Genomic DNA, 19,237 nt, shown 5'->3' on the forward strand with positions numbered 1-19,237 from the left:
CACTCCATGCGTTATCTGCTGTGTCTGTTGTTCTGCCTGTTGACCGGGGTCGCGCAAGCGGCGCCGGCTGGCAAGGCCTACATGAGCATCATCATCGACGACCTGGGCCAGAGCCCCGAGCGTGACAGCCGTACCCTGGCCCTGCCCGGCCCGGTGACCATGGCGATCATGCCCGACACCTCGCACGCCACCGACTTCGCCCGCCAGGCCCACAAGGCTGGCAAGACGGTGATCCTGCACATGCCCATGGACCCGGCTACCGGGCCCTATGCCTGGCACCCTGGTCTGCCCATCGAGGAACTGGGCCGGCGCCTGGACGCCGCGCTGCTCAAGGTGCCCTACGCTGCCGGCATCAACAACCACATGGGCAGCCGCATGACCGCCCAGCGCGAGCCGATGGCCTGGTTGGTTGGCGAGCTGCAGCGGCGCCACCTGTTCTTCGTCGACAGCCGCACCAGTGCCGCCACGGTGGCGGCAGCCGAAGCGCAGGCGCAGGGGCTGGCGCATGTCTCTCGGGATGTGTTCCTCGACGATGTGCGCACCACCGAGGCGATTACCGGGCAGCTGCAGCAAGGCATTGCCCTGGCCCGCAAGCAAGGCTCGGCAGTGTTGATCGGGCATCCTTACCCGCAGACGCTGGAAGTGCTAGAGCGCGAACTGCCACGGCTCAAAGGCCAAGGTGTCATCTTGATCAAGCTGCCACAGATGATCGCCGAGCGGAGCAACCAGGCCATGCCGGCACATGGCAAGCATGGCCGCTACAGCAACCGCTGAGCAGGCCCTTCATCTATGTACCGCCAAGGGCATCGGTAGCATCTTCACGCTTCGTCCTCCACCCCATGGAGTACGACATGCATAAACCATTATTCCTGGCCACGCTGGGCCTGGCACTCTTCAGCCACCTGGCTAATGCCAACGACACCACCCCCCCTCCCACAGCACCACTTACCCTGTACAACAGCGCTGGCCAGGACTCGCAGTGGACAGGCGTTGGCCGGCTGATCTGGAAAAACCGACATTGCATCGGCACCTTGCTGGACAGCCGTGATGACACCCACGGTACAAGTGGGCCGGCCTACATACTGACAGCCGGCCACTGCGCTGGCGGCGTCAATGGCAAAGTCATTGTCGACCAGCCGATTACCGGCAGCATTGCCTTCAATTATTTTATCGACACCAAAGACCAGCGTCACACGGTGCGCCTGAAGCGTACCGTATGGAACAGCTTGCAAGGTGCCGACCTGGCGCTTCTGGAGTTGGACGCCACCCTTGAGGAGCTGCTGGCACAAGGCATCACGCCACTCAAACTGGGCCGGTCCCCCGCATCGGGAAGCGCGGTTCACGTAATCGGCGAACCCAGTTCGATCAGTAAAGGCCTGCGCTTGTCCACCTGCACGGAGCGCTTCCACAGTACAGCCAGTGTCGGCAACTGGGTGTGGCGCAACGTCAGGCGTAACGATTGCCAAGGCCTGGATGAGGGGGCCTCCGGCGGCCCGGTCATGGACGTTGGTAGCCATGGCCTGGTCAGCATCGCCAATAGCCTGCATGACACCGAAGTGGGTGCAATCCCGCTCAATCGCCTTCAGGGCTGCTTCAACGCAGGTCAAGCGGACCTCGAGCTTGAGGCTTGCCAGTTGCTGCCGGCCTTTCAGCTCGAGCCGCAGGGCAATGGTTTCAAATCCCTCACCAAGGCCCGAAGCATGGCCGATGGTTCCCTTGAGCCCGCACGCTGGGGCTTCCAGTTTCTGCTCGACACACCGCGCTACCGCTACAAAGCCAGTACAGATGCACTCGCCTGCGAAGACCCGGTGGGCTACAGCGGCACCATCCCTTCGAGAGAGGCCATGATCAACGACCCGATCGGCCCTTTACCCGGTACTCATTACCTGTGCCTGGTCGGCGTACAGTCGCCAGACCAGCGGCCTTCTCGTGCGCTCATGGCCAACAGTCTGAGCATTGAAGTGAATCTGTTACCGCCTGGCAGGCCCCAGGCTCGGGTGCTGGTTGAACACTTGCCTGACGGTGGTGCACGCATCAGTTGGCCGAAAGATCCTGATGTCGCGTTCTACCGGGTAAAACGTGGTGAACCGGCAACGACAGACTGCAACGACCTTTCTGGTTATCGCCTGTTGCGTGCACAAAGCCGCGACATTCCCAGCGCTGCACTGCCCTTGAAGCTGTGCAGCGTCGCTATCGACGTGATTGGGCAAAACTCCGAATTCCGCACCGATCTGCTACAGGCCACTGCGCCCTGATTGCCCCATGAACCTGCTGTGCCTGCGCATGAATGCCAGGCACAGCAAACAGCTGCCGCTCTCCGGATTACCGGCCGGTTCAATGGAAAGGAATGATCCCATTGGCCTGCTCCAGCGTCAGCTTGCCACGATGTAGCCGCTGGCCAGCGGTGGCAGCAAGGCGGCTGCTCATGCGGCGTTGGCTCCAGGTCTTGAGGTGACCGGCGATGAAGTCCTGGGCGAAGGCGTCCGGCGAGCGCAAATGAAAATGCGCCGCCCAGAGATTGCGCCGGCTCGGCAGGCGCAGCACGCGGTATTCATCAAAAGCACTGCCGTCCTGCATGGTGCGCCGTTCACTGTATTCGACGGTGATCAAACCTTCCGCGTGCAGGAAGCGCAGGGCTTCGGCAGAGGGATAGCTGGTGTCGGTATAAAGGGTGGTGAGCTGGAGTTTTTTCTCCGCACGCAATCCGTCCGCCTCCCGCTCCAGGGCCCGCAGCAGCGCGTCGTTGCCTCCGGCGTTGCGTACGGTACTCGCCGCCCGGTCCAGTTGCCCCAGTTGCTGGTCGAACAACTGGGCGAGCAAGGCACCCTTGATGTCGTGCTGCACATACAACCTGGCCTTGCCTCGCACCTTGTTGCCTTCGTCCAGCAGTGACTGCACCCACATTGGCAGATCGACCGGGGCAGCTTCGACAGTGACTGACGGCTTGTCGCCCTCCCGCTCTCGCCATTCGCCCTGCACCTCTTCAAACATGGCCAGGACCTCATCGCTGAACGCCTCGCGCACCTCAAGAAGGCGCTGCCCCTGCACGTCGGCCTCTGTTCCGATCAGCAGGAGTCCAACGATTGCTTGGCCAGTGCGCCGAACTGATGAGCTTGGCTTCGGCAAAGCGCTGCGGCAAGTGCGCGACCAGTTCGTTCAGCGCGCGTGACAACCCTGTCAACTGCCGGGTATCGAACTCGCTGTGTGATCCCGCAAAGCGATAGGCGGCGGTCACCGCAAGGTTGAAATGCCGCCCATCTGCCAAGGGCTCGATACTCAGCGGCTTCGGGTCCAGCAATGCTTGCAGCACCCGGTCGAGCATGGGCTGCGTGGCCCAGTAAGGCGTGTCAGGGGCCGGGCTATCCAGCATCAACGGCTCGGCCGTTGTCAGGGCCGGTGTCACATCAGCCAGCCATGGCAACTCGGCCAGCATGACTTGCAACAGCTGCTCGCCGGTGACCTGGCGCAGGGTTGGCCGACCAGCGAACTGCCGGGCAACGGCTTGCCTGAAGTCGAACGTAGGGATCTCGGTACTGCTCATGCTATGCATGCCTCCATGGAAAAACCGGGAGGCTGCGGCAAACAGTGCCGATGTTCGCGCTACATATTGCTGGGGCAGAAGAAGATGTTTACGGGCCGCGATTTGCCCCTTGAGGAGGTGGGGTGAGGGCTTCCAGGCGTATGTCTTGGGATTTGAGGTGATGCACAGATGAGCGCCGCCCGCGCGGCGCTTCGCAGCACAAGGCTGCTCCTACATCTGTTTCGGGCCAGTCACTCCTGTGGGGTCACCGCTGACCGCCTTGTTTGTTCCATTCGATATCGTAGGGGACGCAGTTGCTCTTCATCGATCTCCAGACATGCACCAAGGATACAACCCACCTGGCACAGGAATAACTGGCCCGAAACAGATGTAGGAGCAGCCTTGTGCTGCGAAGCGCCGCGCGGGCGGCGCTCGATCTCATAGGCGCTGAAAATGTTGTGACAGGCACCTGGCAGCCGAGATGTCTTATCAGAGCGGCCCCAAAAAAAAGGCCCTGCTCTACTCGAGCAAGGCCTTCATTTCAGCAAATCAGCGTCAGCTGTACACACGCCCCAACAGCTGCCGGTGGCTTTCGAACTGGTCCAGCACATCACGCACAATCTGCTCGGGCGCAAAGCCCATCAGGTCGTACTCCTGGCTGCCATCGTGCAGGTACACCTCGGCACGGTAGAAGCGCTGGCGCACTTCCGGCTCGCCTTCCACCGGTGCTTCACTCGGCGCAGCCATGTAGCCGTCCAGGCTCACTTCGTAAACGAACGGGTTACCCTCGTCCATCATCACCCGCAGGCCCATCATGTTGCGCGACTGGCCAACACGGGTTTCCACCTCGAAGCCCAGGGTCTGCAGTTGTGCAGCGGCTTCTTTCAAGGCCGGAGTGACCTGCTTGTCCATGAAGCGCTGCACCACGGCCTGGGTCGGCTGCAGTTCCAGCTGAGTCAGGCGCTCGCTGAAGCCGCGACGGCCACGGGCGGCCAGCTCGGCACGCTCCTGCTCCACCGCCACGTCCTGCTTCATGGCCTTGTAGAGGCCGAACATGAACAGCACCAGCACCACCGAGAACGGCAGGCCTGCCAGCACCACCATGGTCTGCATGGCTTCGAAGTTACCGGCAAACAGCAGGCCGATGGTGACCAGGGTAATGACCACCGACCAGAACACCACCATCCAGTGCGGGGCGTCTTCGTCGACCTTGCCGCCCTTGCACGACAGGTTGGCCATCATCACCGCACCGGAGTCGGCCGGGGTGAGGAACAGCACGAAGCCAACGAACACTGCTACACCGATCACGATCTTGGCCGCCGGGAAGTATTCCAGCAGCTGGTAGATCGACATCGACGGCTGTTCCAGCGCAGTCTTGCCCAGCTCCACGGCGCCCTGGTTGATCACCAGGTCCAGCGCGGTGTTGCCGAAGATCGACAACCAGGCCAGGGTGAAGCCCAGCGGGATCAGCAGCACGCCCATTACCAACTGACGTACGGTGCGGCCCTTGGAGATACGGGCAATGAACATGCCGACGAACGGGCCCCAGGAAATCCACCAAGCCCAGTAGAACACGGTCCACAGGCCCAGCCAGCGCTCGGACTTGCCGGCCTCGCCTTCGTACACGTAGAGGTCGAAGGTTTTCAGCACGATGCCGTTGAGGTAGTCGCCAACGTTCTGCACGAAGCCATTGAGCAGGTGCAGGGTTTCGCCGCCCAGCAGCACGAAGATCAGCAGGCCGCTGAACAGCATGATGTTCAGGTTGGACAGGCGGCGGATGCCGTTTTCCACACCCGATACCGCTGCCACGGTAGCCACGCCGGCCATGACCAGGATCACCACCAGCAGGTTGGTCTTGCTGTGGTCCATGCCGAACAAGTATTCCAGGCCGGACGACACCTGCATCGAGCCAATACCCAGGTTGGTCACCAGGCCCAGCAGGGTGACGAACATGCCGAAGATGTCCACGGCATTGCCGGCAGCACCCTTGACCCAACGCTCACCCACCAGCGGGTACAGCGCCGAGCGCAACGCCAGCGGCTGGTTGTGGCGGTAGGCGAAATAGCCCACGGCCAGGCCGACCAGGGCGTAGATCGCCCAGCCATGCAGGCCCCAGTGCAGGAAGGTCAGTTGCAGGCCCTGGCGCGCAGCTTCGAGGCTGGCTGGGGTGCCTTCCGGTGGGTTGAAGTAGTGGTCCAGCGGCTCGGAAGCGCCGAAGTACAGCAGCGAGATACCGATACCGGACGAGAACAGCATGCCGGCCCATGCGCCGTAGCTGAAGTCCGGCTGGTCGTCCTTGCCGCCCAGCTTGAGGCTGCCGTAGTCGGAGAAGGCCAGGTAGACGACAAACACCAGGTAGCCGCAGATGACCAGCATGTAGTACCAGCCAAAGGTGCGCGTCAGCCACTTCTGGGCCACGCCCAGCACCTGGCCGGCGGTTTCGGGTACAGCGATCAGCAAGGCAGTCAGAACGAGGATCATCAGCGCGGAGGTGAAGAACACCACGCGGTTGACCCGTACCCTCTCGGCGGGGGGCTTGGTAAGTGAGGCAGAACTCATTGCACGAATGCTCCGGGCAGTACGGCTGTGGAGGCTAATCAGTCTTTCCCGAGCAATTGGTGGAATATCCCCACTGCGTCAGGTGTTATAAAAGCACCCTGGAAACCGTGATCCCGAATCGATACGTTGCAAAAAAACAGACAGGTGGCCTGCTGAAAATGCCACGCCTCAAGCCGAGGTGCGCGCATTCGTCACAGATCACCCCGCCCGCTCCAAGGGCCTGTCGCAGGGCCAGTGGCCGTACGGCAGAATCTGCATTTCGCATCGCTCATGCCCGTCAACGCCTTGTATTCCGGGGGTTACGCGATTTCCTGGGGTGTCAATCCGTGCCTTCTCGACGGCCTGAAAAACTGTCAATGGCACAAATTGTCGCAGAGCTTATTCTTTATTGATTGAACGTTCAATCAAAACAAAATAGACTGGCCTTCGCCGAGTCAGCCGCGTGTCGTCTGCTCGAAGAGGCCTGAGGAGATAGCAAGATGCCCAAGGTCGGTATGCAACCCATCCGCCGCCAGCAGTTGATCGAAGCCACGTTGCAGGCGGTCGATCAGGTCGGTCTGGGGGACGCCAGCATTGCGCTGATTGCCCGTTTGGCCGGTGTGTCGAACGGCATCATCAGTCACTACTTTCAGGACAAGAACGGCCTGATCGCAGCGACGATGGGTTACATCATGAACATGCTCAACGAAGGTGTTAGAGCACGTCGCCAGGCCCTGACGGACGACAGCCCGCGCGCCCACCTGAAAGTGATCATCGAGGGCAACTTCGATGCCAGCCAGGTGAACGGCCCGGCAATGAAAACCTGGTTGGCCTTCTGGGCTTCCAGCATGCACCAGCCCGATTTGCACAGGTTGCAGCGGATCAACGACCACCGTTTGTATTCCAACCTGTGCTGCCAGTTCCGCCGCGCCCTGCCGCTCTACCATGCGCGCAAGGCCGCCCGCGGCCTGGCGGCTTTGATCGACGGCTTGTGGCTGCGTGGCGCCCTGTCGGGTGATGCATTCGACACCGACCAGGCAATACGGATTGCTTACGAATACATGGATCTACAACTGGCTAAGCAGCACACCCTGGGTACAAACGACCAGGCCGCTGACCCAGCGCGCACGGCCCTTGCCAACCCGGCAGGAGCGTGACGCGCAAGCCAAACCACACACTGCACTTGCGAGGACACTATGGCCCGTTTCGGAACGCAAAAACTCTACATTGATGGCGCTTACGTCGACGCTGGCAGCGATGCCACTTTCGAAGCCATCAACCCGGCTACCGGCGAAGTCCTCGCCCACGTGCAACGTGCCACCGAGGCTGACGTCGAGAAAGCCGTCGAAAGCGCCGAGCGTGGCCAGAAAGTCTGGGCTGCGATGACCGCCATGCAGCGCTCGCGCATCCTGCGCCGCGCCGTCGACATCCTGCGCGAGCGCAACGATGAGCTGGCCATGCTGGAAACCCTGGACACCGGCAAGTCGTACTCGGAAACCCGCTACGTCGACATCGTCACCGGCGCCGACGTGCTGGAATACTACGCAGGCCTGGTACCGGCCATCGAAGGCGAGCAGATCCCACTGCGCGAATCGTCCTTCGTATATACCCGCCGCGAGCCACTGGGCGTGACCGCCGGTATCGGCGCCTGGAACTACCCGATCCAGATCGCCCTGTGGAAATCCGCCCCGGCACTGGCCGCTGGCAACGCGATGATCTTCAAGCCGTCGGAAGTCACCTCGCTGACCACCCTGAAACTGGCCGAGATCTACACCGAAGCCGGCCTGCCAAACGGTGTGTTCAACGTCCTGACCGGCAGCGGCCGCGAAGTCGGCACCTGGCTGACCGAACACCCGCGCATCGAGAAGGTTTCCTTCACCGGCGGCACCACCACCGGCAAGAAAGTCATGGCCAGCGCCTCGAGCTCGTCGCTCAAGGAAGTCACCATGGAACTGGGCGGCAAGTCGCCACTGATCATCTGCGCCGACGCCGACCTGGACAAGGCCGCCGACATCGCCATGATGGCCAACTTCTACAGCTCGGGCCAGGTGTGCACCAACGGCACCCGCGTGTTCATCCCGGCTGAAATGAAGGCGGCCTTCGAAGCCAAGATCGCCGAGCGCGTTGCCCGCATCCGCGTTGGCAACCCGGAAGACGAAAACACCAACTTCGGCCCGCTGGTCAGCTTCCAGCACATGGAAAGCGTGCTCGGCTACATCGCCAAGGGCAAAGCAGAAGGTGCCCGCGTGCTGTGCGGCGGCGAGCGCCTGACCGAAGGTGATTTCGCCAAGGGTGCCTTCGTCGCCCCGACCGTGTTCACCGACTGCAGCGACGACATGACCATCGTCAAGGAAGAGATCTTCGGCCCAGTGATGAGCATTCTGTCCTACGAGACCGAAGAAGAAGTGATCCGTCGCGCCAACGACACCGAATACGGCCTGGCCGCCGGTGTCTGCACCAACGACATCACCCGTGCCCACCGCATCATCCACAAGCTTGAAGCCGGTATCTGCTGGATCAACGCCTGGGGTGAGTCGCCGGCCGAAATGCCGGTGGGTGGCTACAAGCAGTCGGGCGTCGGCCGTGAGAACGGCATCAGCTCGCTGGCTCAATACACTCGCATCAAGTCGGTCCAGGTCGAGCTGGGCGGCTACAACTCGGTCTTCTAAGGCCTTGTAAAGCCACGCCCGTGCCGCCGTGCACGGGCGTTCCCGCTCCCTGATCACCGCCAACACGAGGGTACTTTCATGTCCCAAGAATTCGATTACATCATCGTCGGTGCCGGCTCGGCCGGTAACACCCTGGCGACCCGCCTGACCGAAGACGCCGGCGTCACCGTGCTGCTGCTGGAAGCCGGTGGCCCCGACTACCGCTTCGACTTCCGCACCCAAATGCCAGCCGCCCTGGCCTTCCCGCTGCAGGGCCGCCGCTACAACTGGGCCTACGAGACCGACCCGGAGCCGTTCATGGACGGCCGCCGCATGGAATGTGGCCGCGGCAAAGGCCTGGGTGGCTCGTCGCTGATCAACGGCATGTGCTACATCCGCGGCAACGCCATGGACTTCGACGGCTGGGCAGAACTGCCAGGCCTCGAGGACTGGACTTACCTCGACTGCCTGCCGTATTTCAGAAAAGCTGAAACGCGGGACATCGGCCCGAACGACTACCACGGTGGCGAAGGCCCGGTCAGCGTTGCCACGCCTAAAGCCGGCAACAACCCGCTGTTCCACGCCATGGTCGAAGCTGGCGTACAAGCTGGCTACCCGCGCACCGAAGACCTCAACGGCTACCAGCAGGAAGGCTTCGGCCCGATGGACCGTTCGGTGACCAAGAACGGCCGCCGTTCCAGCACCGCCCGTGGCTACCTGGACCAGGCCAAGAAGCGCCCGAACCTGACCATCGTCACCCACGCCCTCAGCGACCGCGTACTGTTCGACGGCAAGCGTGCCGTTGGCGTGACCTACCTGGTCGGCGACAGCGAAGAGCGCGTTGAAGCCCGTGCGCGCAAGGAAGTGATCGTCAGCTCCGGCGCCATTGCGTCGCCACAGCTGCTGCAGCGTTCCGGCGTCGGCCCGCGCGCCCTGCTGGAAAGCCTCGACATCCCGGTTGTGCACGACTTGCCGGGCGTTGGCGAAAACCTGCAGGACCACCTGGAGCTGTACCTGCAATACGCTTGCACCCAGCCCGTGTCGCTATACCCATCGCTGCTGTGGTGGAACCAGCCGGCCATCGGTGCCGAGTGGATGTTCAAGGGCACCGGCATCGGCGCCAGCAACCAGTTCGAGGCCGGTGGTTTCATTCGTACCCGCCCTGAGTTCGAGTGGCCGAACATTCAGTACCACTTCCTGCCGGTGGCGATTAACTACAACGGCTCCAATGGCGTGAAGGAACACGGTTTCCAGGCGCACATGGGCTCGATGCGTTCGCCAAGCCGCGGCCGTATCCAGGCCAAGTCGAAGAACCCGCGCCAGCACCCAAGCATCCTGTTCAACTACATGGCCACCGAGCAGGACTGGCAGGAATTCCGTGACGGCATCCGCCTGACCCGCGAAATCATGGCCCAGCCGGCGCTGGACCCGTACCGCGGTCGCGAGATCAGCCCGGGCGCGCATGTGCAAACCGACGAAGAACTGGACAAGTTCATCCGCGAGCACGCCGAAACCGCCTTCCACCCGTCCTGCTCGTGCAAGATGGGCACCGACGACATGGCAGTGGTCGACGGCGAAGGCCGCGTGCACGGCATGAAAGGCCTGCGCGTAGTGGATGCGTCGATCATGCCGATCATCATCACTGGCAACCTCAACGCCACCACGATCATGATCGCCGAGAAAATCTCGGACAAGATCCGCAACCGCAAGCCTCTGGCGCGCAGCACCGCCAAGTACTACAAGGCCAACGGTGCACCGGTGAAGGGCAAGGCGATGCGTGAGGTGAAGCAGGCGTAAACCTGCACCGGCCCTTTCGCGGCTAAAGCCGCTCCTACATGAATAGGGTATCCCTTGTAGGAGCGGGTTTACCCGCGAAGAGGCCCGCCCAGGCAACACAACAAAAGGCACCCACCGCGGTGCCTTTTGCACATCTGCAGAAACGCTTTACATGCTGCCAATTCATCAGGTTAGAATCATTTGGCACGCGACCTGCTAGCGACTCGCTATCAAGTCCTCTTTCCCCGCGCTGTCCCGGAGTACCTGCCTTTGGATGCAAGCACCATCAACAGCCTGTTCCTGATCGGCGCATTGCTGGTGGGCGCAAGTATCCTGGTCAGTTCGCTGTCGTCGCGCCTGGGCATCCCTATCCTGGTCATCATCCTCGCCGTCGGCATGGTCGCCGGTGTCGATGGTGGCGGCATCATCTTCAACAACTACCCGACCGCCTACCTGGTGGGCAACCTGGCACTGGCCGTGATCCTGCTCGACGGCGGCCTGCGCACGCGGGTGGCGAGTTTTCGCGTGGCGTTGTGGCCGGCGCTGTCGCTGGCCACCGTCGGGGTCATGATCACCACCGCCCTCACCGGCCTGGTCGCCGCCTGGTTGTTCAACCTGAGCCTGATCCAGGGCCTGCTGATCGGCGCCATCGTCGGCTCCACCGATGCCGCCGCAGTGTTCTCGCTGCTGGGCGGCAAAGGCCTGAACGAGCGGGTTACCGCCACCCTGGAAATCGAGTCGGGCAGCAACGACCCGATGGCGGTGTTCCTCACCGTCACCCTGATCGACATGATCGCCAGCGGCCAGACCGGCCTGCATTGGAGCCTGCTCACCCACCTGCTGCGTGAATTCGGCATCGGCGGGCTGCTGGGCCTGGGCGGCGGCTGGCTGATGCTGCAGCTGGTCAACCGCATCAACCTGGCCGGCGGCCTCTACCCCATTCTGGTTGTCGCCGGCGGCCTGGTGGTGTTCTCGCTGACCAACGCCCTGCACGGCAGCGGCTTCCTTGCCGTGTACCTGTGCGGCCTGGTGCTGGGCAACAAGCCGATCCGTAGCCGCCACGGCATCCTGCACATGCTCGACGGCATGGCCTGGCTGGCACAGATCGGCATGTTCCTGGTCCTGGGGCTGCTGGTCACACCGCATGACCTGCTGCCCATCGCCCTACCGGCGCTGGGCCTGGCGCTGTGGATGATCCTGGTGGCGCGGCCACTGTCGGTGGTCGCGGCGCTGCTGCCGTTCAAGGCCTTCCACGGCCGTGAAAAGGGCTTCATTTCCTGGGTCGGCCTACGCGGCGCAGTACCGATCATCCTGGCGGTGTTCCCGCTGATGGCCGGCCTGCCGGACGCGCAACTGTTCTTCAACCTGGCCTTCTTCATCGTGCTGGTTTCGCTGCTGGTGCAAGGCACCAGCCTGCCGTGGATGGCCAAGCTGCTGAAAGTGACCGTACCGCCAGACCCGGCGCCGATCTCCCGCTCAGCCCTGGAAGTGCACGTCACCAGCGAGTGGGAATTGTTCGTCTACCGCCTGGGTGCGGAAAAATGGTGCATCGGCGCCGCCCTGCGCGAGCTGAAAATGCCCGAAGGCACGCGGATTGCCGCGCTGTTCCGTAACGAGCAGTTGCTGCACCCTTCGGGCAGTACCGTGCTGGAAGTCGGCGACATGCTCTGCGTGATCGGCCACGAGCACAACCTGCCAGCCCTCGGCAAACTGTTCAGCCAGGCGCCGCAGCGCGGCCTCGATTTGCGCTTCTTTGGCGACTTCGTGCTCGAAGGCGATGCCGAGCTGGGCGCGGTGGCCGCGTTGTACGGCCTGAAACTCGACGGTCTGGACGCGAAAATGCCGCTGGCGCAGTTCATCCGACAGAAGGTCGGAGGCGCTCCAGTAGTAGGCGACCAGGTCGAATGGCATGGCACGATCTGGACCGTGGCGACCATGGACGGGAACAAGATCCAGAAAGTAGGCGTCAGATTCCCCGAAGGAACGCGACCCGGACCAGGATTGTTCCTCTAAACTTCGTTTCTGCCGGATCCACAAGTAGTCTGCCTATGTCCCTGCGCGTGTACCTTCGCACAGCCCTGCTCGGGCTGTGCCTGTCCCTTTCTTTTGCAGCCACCGCTGCAGAAGCCCCGACCACCGCCAGCATCCAGAACAGCCTCGACAAGATCGCCGAGCGCAAGCTGCCCGAAGCCGACCAGAAGGCCTTGCAGCAAGTGCTCGAACAAACCTTGAGCCTGCTGGCCAGCAAGGAAGACAACGAGAAGAAAGTTGCAGCGCTGAAGCAGCAGCTGACCGGTGCCCCCAAAGAAACCAGCGACAGCCAGAAAGAGCTCGCCAGGCTCAAGGAAAGCAAGGCGCAGCCCGTGGCCCAGCGCTACGCCACCCTCAGCGTGCCACAGCTTGAGCAGATGCTCAGCGAGCGCAACACCCAACAGGGCGAGCTGCAAAAGGCGCTGTCCGAAGCCAACAGCCTGATCATCAACTCGCAAACCCGCCCAGAACGCGCCCAGGCCGAAATCAGCAACAGCCAGGCACGCACCCAGCAGATCAACAACATCCTCAAGACCGGCAAAGACGCCGGCAAACCGATCAACGCCGACCAGCGCAACCAACTCAATGCCGAACTGGCCTCGCTCAACGTACTGACCCTGCTGCGCCGCCAGGAACTGGCTGGCAACAGCCTGTTGCAAGACTTGGGCAACGCCCGCCACGACCTGCTGATCGAGCGCGCCGCGCGCCTGGAGCAAGAAATCCAGGACTTGCAGACCCTGATCAACGACAAGCGCCTGGCCCAGTCCCAGGAGGCGGTAACCCAGCAGTCGATTGAAGCCCAGAAAGCCGGTGGCAGCAGCCTGCTGGCCACTGAAAGCGCGGTCAACCTCAAACTCTCTGACTACCTGCTCAAAAGTACCGACCGCCTCAACGAACTGACCCAGCAAAACCTGCGCAGCAAACAGCAGCTCGACAGCCTGACCCAGGCCGACCAGGCGCTGGATGAGCAGATCAACGTGCTCAAGGGCAGCCTGCTGCTGTCGAAGATCCTCTACAAGCAGAAGCAGACCCTGCCGCACCTGAAGGTCGACCGTGACCTGGCCGACCAGATCGCCGACACCCGCCTGTACCAGTTCGAGGTCAACCAACAACGCGAGCAGATGAGCAGCCCGGTCACCTACGTCGACAAGCTGCTGGCCGCCCAGCCGCAAGAAGAGGTGACCCCTCAGCTGCGCAAGGCCCTGCTGGAAGTGGCCATCACCCGTAGCGACCTGCTGGAACGGCTGAACCGCGAGCTGTCGGCGCTGCTTAACGAGTCGATCACCTTGCAGCTCAACCAGAAGCAGCTGTTGAGCACCGCGCAGAGCCTGCGCACCACTCTCGACGAGCAGATGTTCTGGATCCCCAGCAACAAACCGCTGGACTGGGACTGGCTGCGTTATGTGCCAGAGCGCCTGGCCGACCAGGTCGCCAACCTGCCGTGGGGCTCGGGCCTGAAGGAACTGGCCGACGGCCTCAGCCAGCGCCCGCTGCTGTTCCTGCCACTGTTGCTGGTGATCGGCGCGCTGCTGTGGCGGCGCAAGTACCTGTACCAACGGCTGGGCAAGGTGCACCAGGACATTGGCCACTTCCGCCGTGACAGCCAGTGGCACACGCCCCAGGCAATCCTCATCAACATCCTGCTGGCGATGCCGGTCAGCCTGGGCCTGGCGTTGTGCAGCTACGCCCTGCAGATCGACGCTCGCGGGCAGAACGCCAACCTGGGCGCCGCGCTCTGGCAGCTGGCCCAGGCCTGGCTGGTGTTCTACACCGCCTATCGCATCCTCGCCCCCGGTGGCGTGGCCGAAGTCCACTTCCGCTGGCACAAGCCGCAGGTCGAGTTCCTGCGCGGCTGGGTGCGCCGCCTGGGCACCGTGGTGCTGGCACTGGTCGGCGTGGTGGCGGTGGCCGAGCACCAGCCTTCGGCGCTGGCCGACGACGTGCTGGGTATCGGCGTGGTGCTGACCTGCTATGCCCTGATGGCCTGGCTGCTCAGCCGCCTGCTGCTCAGCAGCCCGGCACACCGCGACACCTCGCTGTTCCGCAGGGCAGTGGGCGTGGCGTTTACCGCCCTGCCCATCGCCCTGTTCGTCGCCGTGTGCTTCGGCTACTACTACACCGCACTGAAGCTCACCGACCGGCTGATCTACACCCTTTACCTGCTGCTGTTCTGGCTGGTGATCGAAGCCGCATTCGTGCGCGGCCTGTCGGTGGCAGCACGGCGCCTGGCCTACCAACGCGCGCTGAGCAAGCGGGCGGCGGCCAAGGAAGGGCTGGATGGCGAGGTCATTACCGAAGAACCAACGCTGGATATCGAACAGGTCAACCAGCAGTCGCTGCGCCTGATCCGCCTGGCCCTGCTCGGCGGATTCATCGCCGGCCTGTACTGGGTGTGGTCGGACCTGATCTCGGTGTTCGCCTACCTCAACAACTTCGTGCTTTACGAATACACCAGTGGCACCGGCGCCGCCGCCAGCATGGTGCCGATCAGCCTCGGCGACCTGTTGGGCGCACTGGTGATCGTCGGCATCACCTTCGCCCTGGCCGGCAACTTGCCAGGCCTGCTGGAAGTGCTGGTGCTGTCACGCCTGAACCTGGCCCAGGGCAGCGCCTACGCCACCACCACGCTGTTGTCGTACACCATCGTCGGCGTCGGCATCGTCAGCACCCTGTCGACCCTGGGGGTCAGCTGGGACAAGCTGCAATGGCTGGTGGCCGCGCTGTCGGTGGGCCTGGGCTTTGGCATGCAGGAAATCTTCGCCAACTTCATTTCCGGCATCATGATCCTGTTCGAGCGCCCGGTGCGCATCGGCGACACCATCACCATCGGCAACCTGTCCGGCACGGTGAGCAAAATCCGCATCCGCGCCACCACCATCACCGACTTCGACCGCAAGGACATCATCGTCCCCAACAAGACCTTCATCACCGGCCAGCTGATCAACTGGTCGCTGACCGACACGGTTACCCGGGTGACGCTGAAGCTGGGCATCGACTACGGCTCCGACCTCGACCTGGTGCGTGACCTGCTGCTCAAGGGCGCACATGAGAACCCACGGGTGCTCAAGGACCCGGAGCCGATCGTGTACTTCCTCAACTTCGGCGAAAGCTCGCTGGACCATGAGCTGCGCATGCATGTGCGCGACCTGGGCGACCGCAACCCGACGCTGGACGAGCTCAACCGCTACATCAGCCGCGAGTTCAAGGCGCATGACATCAAGATCTCGGTACGCCAGGTCGAGGTGTTCCTGATGGACCCGAAAGGTGGCAAGCAGCAGCTGATCCCGATGGAACAGCCTAAGTTGGATGGCACTGCTTCGGGCTGAGTGGGCTCGAATACTTTATTCTGTGCAAAATTACTGCGAGGGCTTTGCCCTCGTTCGCGGGTAAACCCGCTCCTACAAGGGACCGCGCCGCTCTCCGGCTCACCCCTCCCTGTGTAGGAGCGGGTTCACCCGCGAAGGGCCGCAAAGCGGCCCCATTGCACCGATTCCAAGGAGCAGCCTAGTGAAAGCCCTCGACCAACTCACTTTCGACAACCGCTTCGCCCGCCTGGGCGATGCGTTCTCCACCCAGGTCCTGCCCGAACCCATCGCAGACCCGCGCCTGGTGGTAGCGAGCGAGTCGGCCATGGCCCTGCTCGACCTCGACCCAGCCCAGGCCGAACTGCCGGTATTCGCCGAGCTGTTCAGCGGCCACAAGCTGTGGGAACAAGCCGACCCACGGGCGATGGTGTACTCCGGCCACCAGTTCGGCTCATACAACCCACGCTTGGGCGATGGCCGTGGCCTGTTGCTGGCCGAAGTGCTCAACGACGCAGGTGAACACTGGGACCTGCACCTCAAGGGCGCCGGCCAGACCCCGTACTCGCGCATGGGCGACGGCCGCGCCGTGCTGCGCTCGTCGATCCGCGAATTCCTCGCCTCCGAAGCCCTGCACGCCCTGGGCATCGCCACCAGCCGGGCGCTGTGCGTGATCGGCTCCAGCACCCCGGTATGGCGCGAAACTCGCGAAAGCGCCGCCATGCTCACACGCCTGGCGCAGAGCCATGTGCGTTTTGGCCATTTCGAGTACTTCTACTACACCAAGCAGCCCGAGCAGCAGCGGGTGCTGATCGACCATGTGCTTGAGCAGCACTACCCTGAATGCCGTGACGCCGAGCAGCCGTACCTGGCCATGTTCCGCACCATCGTCGAACGCAACGCCGAACTGATCGCCCGTTGGCAGGCGTATGGCTTCTGCCACGGGGTGATGAACACCGACAACATGTCGATCCTCGGCATCACCTTCGATTTCGGCCCGTTCGCCTTCCTCGACGACTTCGACGCCAACTTCATCTGCAACCACTCCGACGACCGTGGCCGCTACAGCTACGCCAACCAGGTGCCCATCGCCCACTGGAACCTCAGCGCGCTGGCCCAGGCGCTGACCACGGTGATCGAGGTGGAGCCACTGAAGGAAGCGTTGGGGTTGTTCCTGCCGTTGTACCAGGCCCATTACCTGGACCTGATGCGCCGACGCCTGGGCCTGACCACTGCCGAGGATGACGACATGGCGCTGGTCGAGCGCCTGCTGCAACGCATGCAGAGCGGTGGCGTGGATTACAACCTCTTCTTCCGCAAACTGGGCGAGCAGCCAGTGGCCGAGGCGCTGAGCGTGGTGCGTGACGACTTCATCGACCTGGCCGGCTTCGATGCCTGGGGCGCCGATTACCTGGCCCGCTGCGAGCGGGAGTCCGGGAATGCCGACGGGCGGCGAGCGCGCATGCATGCAGTGAACCCGCTGTATGTGCTGCGCAACTACCTGGCGCAGAAAGCCATCGAAGCGGCAGAAGCAGGGGATTACTGTGAAGTGCGGCGGCTGCACCAGGTGCTGAGTAAACCCTTCGAAGAGCAAGCCGGAATGCAGGCCTACGCCGAACGGCCACCAGAGTGGGGCAAGCACCTGGAAATCAGCTGCTCTTCCTGATTAACGCCGAATCTTGTAGGAGCGGGTTTACCCGCGAACACCGGCGCAGCCGGTGCCATCCACCGCGTCGTATTCTTCGCGGGTAAACCCGCTCCTACAAGGGGTCCGCGATACACATACTGGAGATGAAATGTCCGAACCACTGGTAATCCCCTGCCCCCACTGCAACGGCCTCAACCGCCTGCCCGCCGAACGCCTGGGCGATGCCCCGAAATGCGGCCGCTGCAAACAGGATGTTCTGCTGAGCACCCCCTTCGAACTCACCGAAGCCAGCTACGCCAGTCAGATCAAAGGCGACCTGCCGCTGCTGGTCGACATCTGGGCCGACTGGTGCGGCCCCTGCAAATCCTTCGCCCCCACCTTCGAACAAGCCGCCCACCAATTGGCCGGCCGTTGCCGCCTGGCCAAGCTCGACAGCGAAGCCAACCGCAACCTGGCCGGGCAACTGGGCATCCGCTCGATCCCCAGCCTGCTGCTGTTCAAGAACGGCCGCGAAGTCAGCCGCCAGGCTGGGGCGTTTCCGCTGCAGTCGTTGCTGGAATGGGTGCGTGGGCAGGGGGTTTAGGGGGGCCGCTGTTGAATGCGTGAGGGCTGCCAGGGGTACGCCTTGAGGAGGTCTGCGCCTGTGAGATCGAGCGCCGCCCGCGCGGCGCTTCGCGGCTAAAGCCGCTCCTACATTTGTTTCGGGCCAGTATCGCCTGTGCCAGACGCGCGCGACCGCCTTGTTTGTACGACGCGATATCGAGATATGCGCCAAGGCGTTCGCGCGCAAATCCCACAGAAATAATTGGCCAGAAACAAACGTAGGAGCGGCTTTAGCCGCGAAGCGCCGCGCGGGCGGCGCTCGATCTCATAGGCGCTGTAAATGTTTCGGCGAACATCCGCGGCGCTCGATTTCACAGGCGCCGAAAATTCCCCGCCAGCCACCCAGCAGCCCTGACCGAATCCCTAGCCATACCCTCCGCCTAAACCCCCTCCTCCAGCAAATCATGCAACTCGACAAACTGCTGGGTCAGCTTGTGCTTCGGCTCCAGGTGAATCAGCGGCAGGTTGGCGTGGTGCGACTCGCGCATCTTCACCGAGCTGCCCAGGTATACCGGTAGCACCGGCAGGCCTTCGGCCAGCAGCTCGTCAAGCATCTGCTGCGGCAGGGTGGCACGGGACTGGAACTGGTTGACCACGATGCCTTCTACCACCAGGTCTTCGTTATGGTCTTCCTTGAGGTCTTCGATCTCGGCCAGTAGGCCATACAGGGCCTGGCGCGAGAAACTGTCGCAGTCGAATGGGATCAACACACGATCGGCAGCGATCAGTGCAGATACCGCATAGAAATTAAGCGCCGGTGGGGTATCGATATAGATACGCTCGTAGTCCTCGTCCAGCTCGTCGAGCAACTTACGCAGCTTGTTGATCTTGTGCTTGGCCTCAAGCTTGGGCTGCAGGTCGGCCAGTTCAGGCGTTGCAGTCACCACGTGCAAGTTGTCGAACGGGGTTTCGTAGATATCGACCTTGTTCTTTTTGCTGAATGGCCCGCTGGATAGGCTCTGCTTGAAGAAATCGGCAATGCCCATGGGGATGTCCTCGCCGGTCAGACCGGTGAGGTACTGGGTCGAGTTGGCCTGGGCATCCAGGTCGATCAACAGGGTCCGGTAGCCTTCATTGGCACTGACCGCCGCCAGGTTGCAGGCGATGCTCGACTTGCCCACGCCACCCTTCTGATTGAACACCACGCGCCGCATGATTGACCTCCGTGTTT

At 62.7% G+C, this 19,237-nt stretch carries 13 protein-coding genes; 9 read left to right on the forward strand and 4 right to left on the reverse strand.

Annotated elements, in window-relative coordinates; genetic code table 11:
- Positions 1–6: 6 nt before the first annotated feature.
- Positions 7–774 (forward strand): divergent polysaccharide deacetylase family protein, encoded by a 768-nt coding sequence (locus ACIP1G_RS00595; protein ID WP_400732579.1) that lies wholly within the window; start codon positions 7–9, stop codon positions 772–774.
- 77 nt (positions 775–851) lie between these two features.
- A complete protein-coding gene (locus ACIP1G_RS00600; RefSeq protein ID WP_400732582.1) occupies positions 852–2,255 on the forward strand; it encodes a trypsin-like peptidase domain-containing protein in 1,404 nt (467 codons plus the stop codon).
- 79 nt (positions 2,256–2,334) lie between these two features.
- Here ACIP1G_RS00600 and ACIP1G_RS00605 read toward each other — a convergent pair whose 3' ends face one another.
- From ACIP1G_RS00605 to ACIP1G_RS00615, 3 genes are all read right to left on the reverse strand, one after another.
- Entirely contained in the window at positions 2,335–3,048 is a 714-nt protein-coding gene (locus ACIP1G_RS00605) for a hypothetical protein (RefSeq protein ID WP_400732583.1), read from the reverse strand.
- Positions 3,026–3,541, reverse strand: coding sequence for a hypothetical protein (locus tag ACIP1G_RS00610; protein WP_400732586.1), 516 nt, complete (start codon positions 3,539–3,541; stop codon positions 3,026–3,028). Before ACIP1G_RS00610 ends, ACIP1G_RS00605 begins: the two co-directional genes overlap by 23 nt.
- Positions 3,542–4,075: 534 nt before the next feature.
- Complete coding sequence (locus ACIP1G_RS00615; protein WP_400733126.1) at positions 4,076–6,022, reverse strand: BCCT family transporter; 1,947 nt, start codon at positions 6,020–6,022, stop codon at positions 4,076–4,078.
- A 536-nt stretch (positions 6,023–6,558) separates the two neighbouring features.
- Here ACIP1G_RS00615 and betI point away from each other — a divergent pair.
- From betI to trxC, 7 genes are all read left to right on the forward strand, one after another.
- Complete coding sequence (gene betI, locus ACIP1G_RS00620; protein WP_400732588.1) at positions 6,559–7,215, forward strand: transcriptional regulator BetI; 657 nt, start codon at positions 6,559–6,561, stop codon at positions 7,213–7,215.
- A gap of 39 nt (positions 7,216–7,254) precedes the next feature.
- Positions 7,255–8,727, forward strand: coding sequence for a betaine-aldehyde dehydrogenase (gene betB / locus ACIP1G_RS00625; protein WP_400732591.1), 1,473 nt, complete (start codon positions 7,255–7,257; stop codon positions 8,725–8,727).
- A gap of 78 nt (positions 8,728–8,805) precedes the next feature.
- Positions 8,806–10,503: a choline dehydrogenase gene (betA, locus tag ACIP1G_RS00630; RefSeq protein WP_400732593.1), complete on the forward strand. Its 1,698-nt coding sequence runs from the start codon at positions 8,806–8,808 to the stop codon at positions 10,501–10,503.
- Positions 10,504–10,752: 249 nt separating this feature from the next.
- Positions 10,753–12,495: a potassium/proton antiporter gene (locus ACIP1G_RS00635; RefSeq protein WP_176510910.1), complete on the forward strand. Its 1,743-nt coding sequence runs from the start codon at positions 10,753–10,755 to the stop codon at positions 12,493–12,495.
- Between the two features lie 35 nt (positions 12,496–12,530).
- Positions 12,531–15,839 carry a mechanosensitive channel MscK gene (gene mscK, locus ACIP1G_RS00640; RefSeq protein WP_400732597.1) on the forward strand — a complete coding sequence of 1,103 codons (3,309 nt, stop codon included), beginning with the start codon at positions 12,531–12,533 and terminating at the stop codon, positions 15,837–15,839.
- A 181-nt stretch (positions 15,840–16,020) separates the two neighbouring features.
- Complete coding sequence (gene selO, locus ACIP1G_RS00645; RefSeq protein WP_400732599.1) at positions 16,021–17,481, forward strand: protein adenylyltransferase SelO; 1,461 nt, start codon at positions 16,021–16,023, stop codon at positions 17,479–17,481.
- Between the two features lie 130 nt (positions 17,482–17,611).
- Complete coding sequence (gene trxC / locus ACIP1G_RS00650) at positions 17,612–18,046, forward strand: thioredoxin TrxC (RefSeq protein WP_400732602.1); 435 nt, start codon at positions 17,612–17,614, stop codon at positions 18,044–18,046.
- Positions 18,047–18,446: 400 nt separating this feature from the next.
- On the opposite strand, the gene ACIP1G_RS00655 is transcribed toward trxC, so the two are convergent.
- A complete protein-coding gene (locus ACIP1G_RS00655) occupies positions 18,447–19,220 on the reverse strand; it encodes a ParA family protein (RefSeq protein ID WP_400732605.1) in 774 nt (257 codons plus the stop codon).
- Positions 19,221–19,237: the final 17 nt, after the last annotated feature.

The sequence above is a fragment of the Pseudomonas sp. NPDC089392 genome (assembly GCF_044749595.1).
Lineage (GTDB): Bacteria > Pseudomonadota > Gammaproteobacteria > Pseudomonadales > Pseudomonadaceae > Aquipseudomonas.

Excerpts from the sequence above, each read along its gene's own strand:
- ACIP1G_RS00595 (WP_400732579.1), top strand. The coding sequence starts at position 7 with ATGCGTTATCTGCTGTGTCTGTTGTTCTGCCTGTTGACCGGGGTCGCG.
- ACIP1G_RS00600 (WP_400732582.1), top strand. The coding sequence starts at position 852 with ATGCATAAACCATTATTCCTGGCCACGCTGGGCCTGGCACTCTTCAGC.
- ACIP1G_RS00610 (WP_400732586.1), bottom strand. The coding sequence starts at position 3,541 with ATGAGCAGTACCGAGATCCCTACGTTCGACTTCAGGCAAGCCGTTGCC.
- betI (WP_400732588.1), top strand. The coding sequence starts at position 6,559 with ATGCCCAAGGTCGGTATGCAACCCATCCGCCGCCAGCAGTTGATCGAA.
- betB (WP_400732591.1), top strand. The coding sequence starts at position 7,255 with ATGGCCCGTTTCGGAACGCAAAAACTCTACATTGATGGCGCTTACGTC.
- betA (WP_400732593.1), top strand. The coding sequence starts at position 8,806 with ATGTCCCAAGAATTCGATTACATCATCGTCGGTGCCGGCTCGGCCGGT.
- mscK (WP_400732597.1), top strand. The coding sequence starts at position 12,531 with ATGTCCCTGCGCGTGTACCTTCGCACAGCCCTGCTCGGGCTGTGCCTG.
- trxC (WP_400732602.1), top strand. The coding sequence starts at position 17,612 with ATGTCCGAACCACTGGTAATCCCCTGCCCCCACTGCAACGGCCTCAAC.
- ACIP1G_RS00655 (WP_400732605.1), bottom strand. The coding sequence starts at position 19,220 with ATGCGGCGCGTGGTGTTCAATCAGAAGGGTGGCGTGGGCAAGTCGAGC.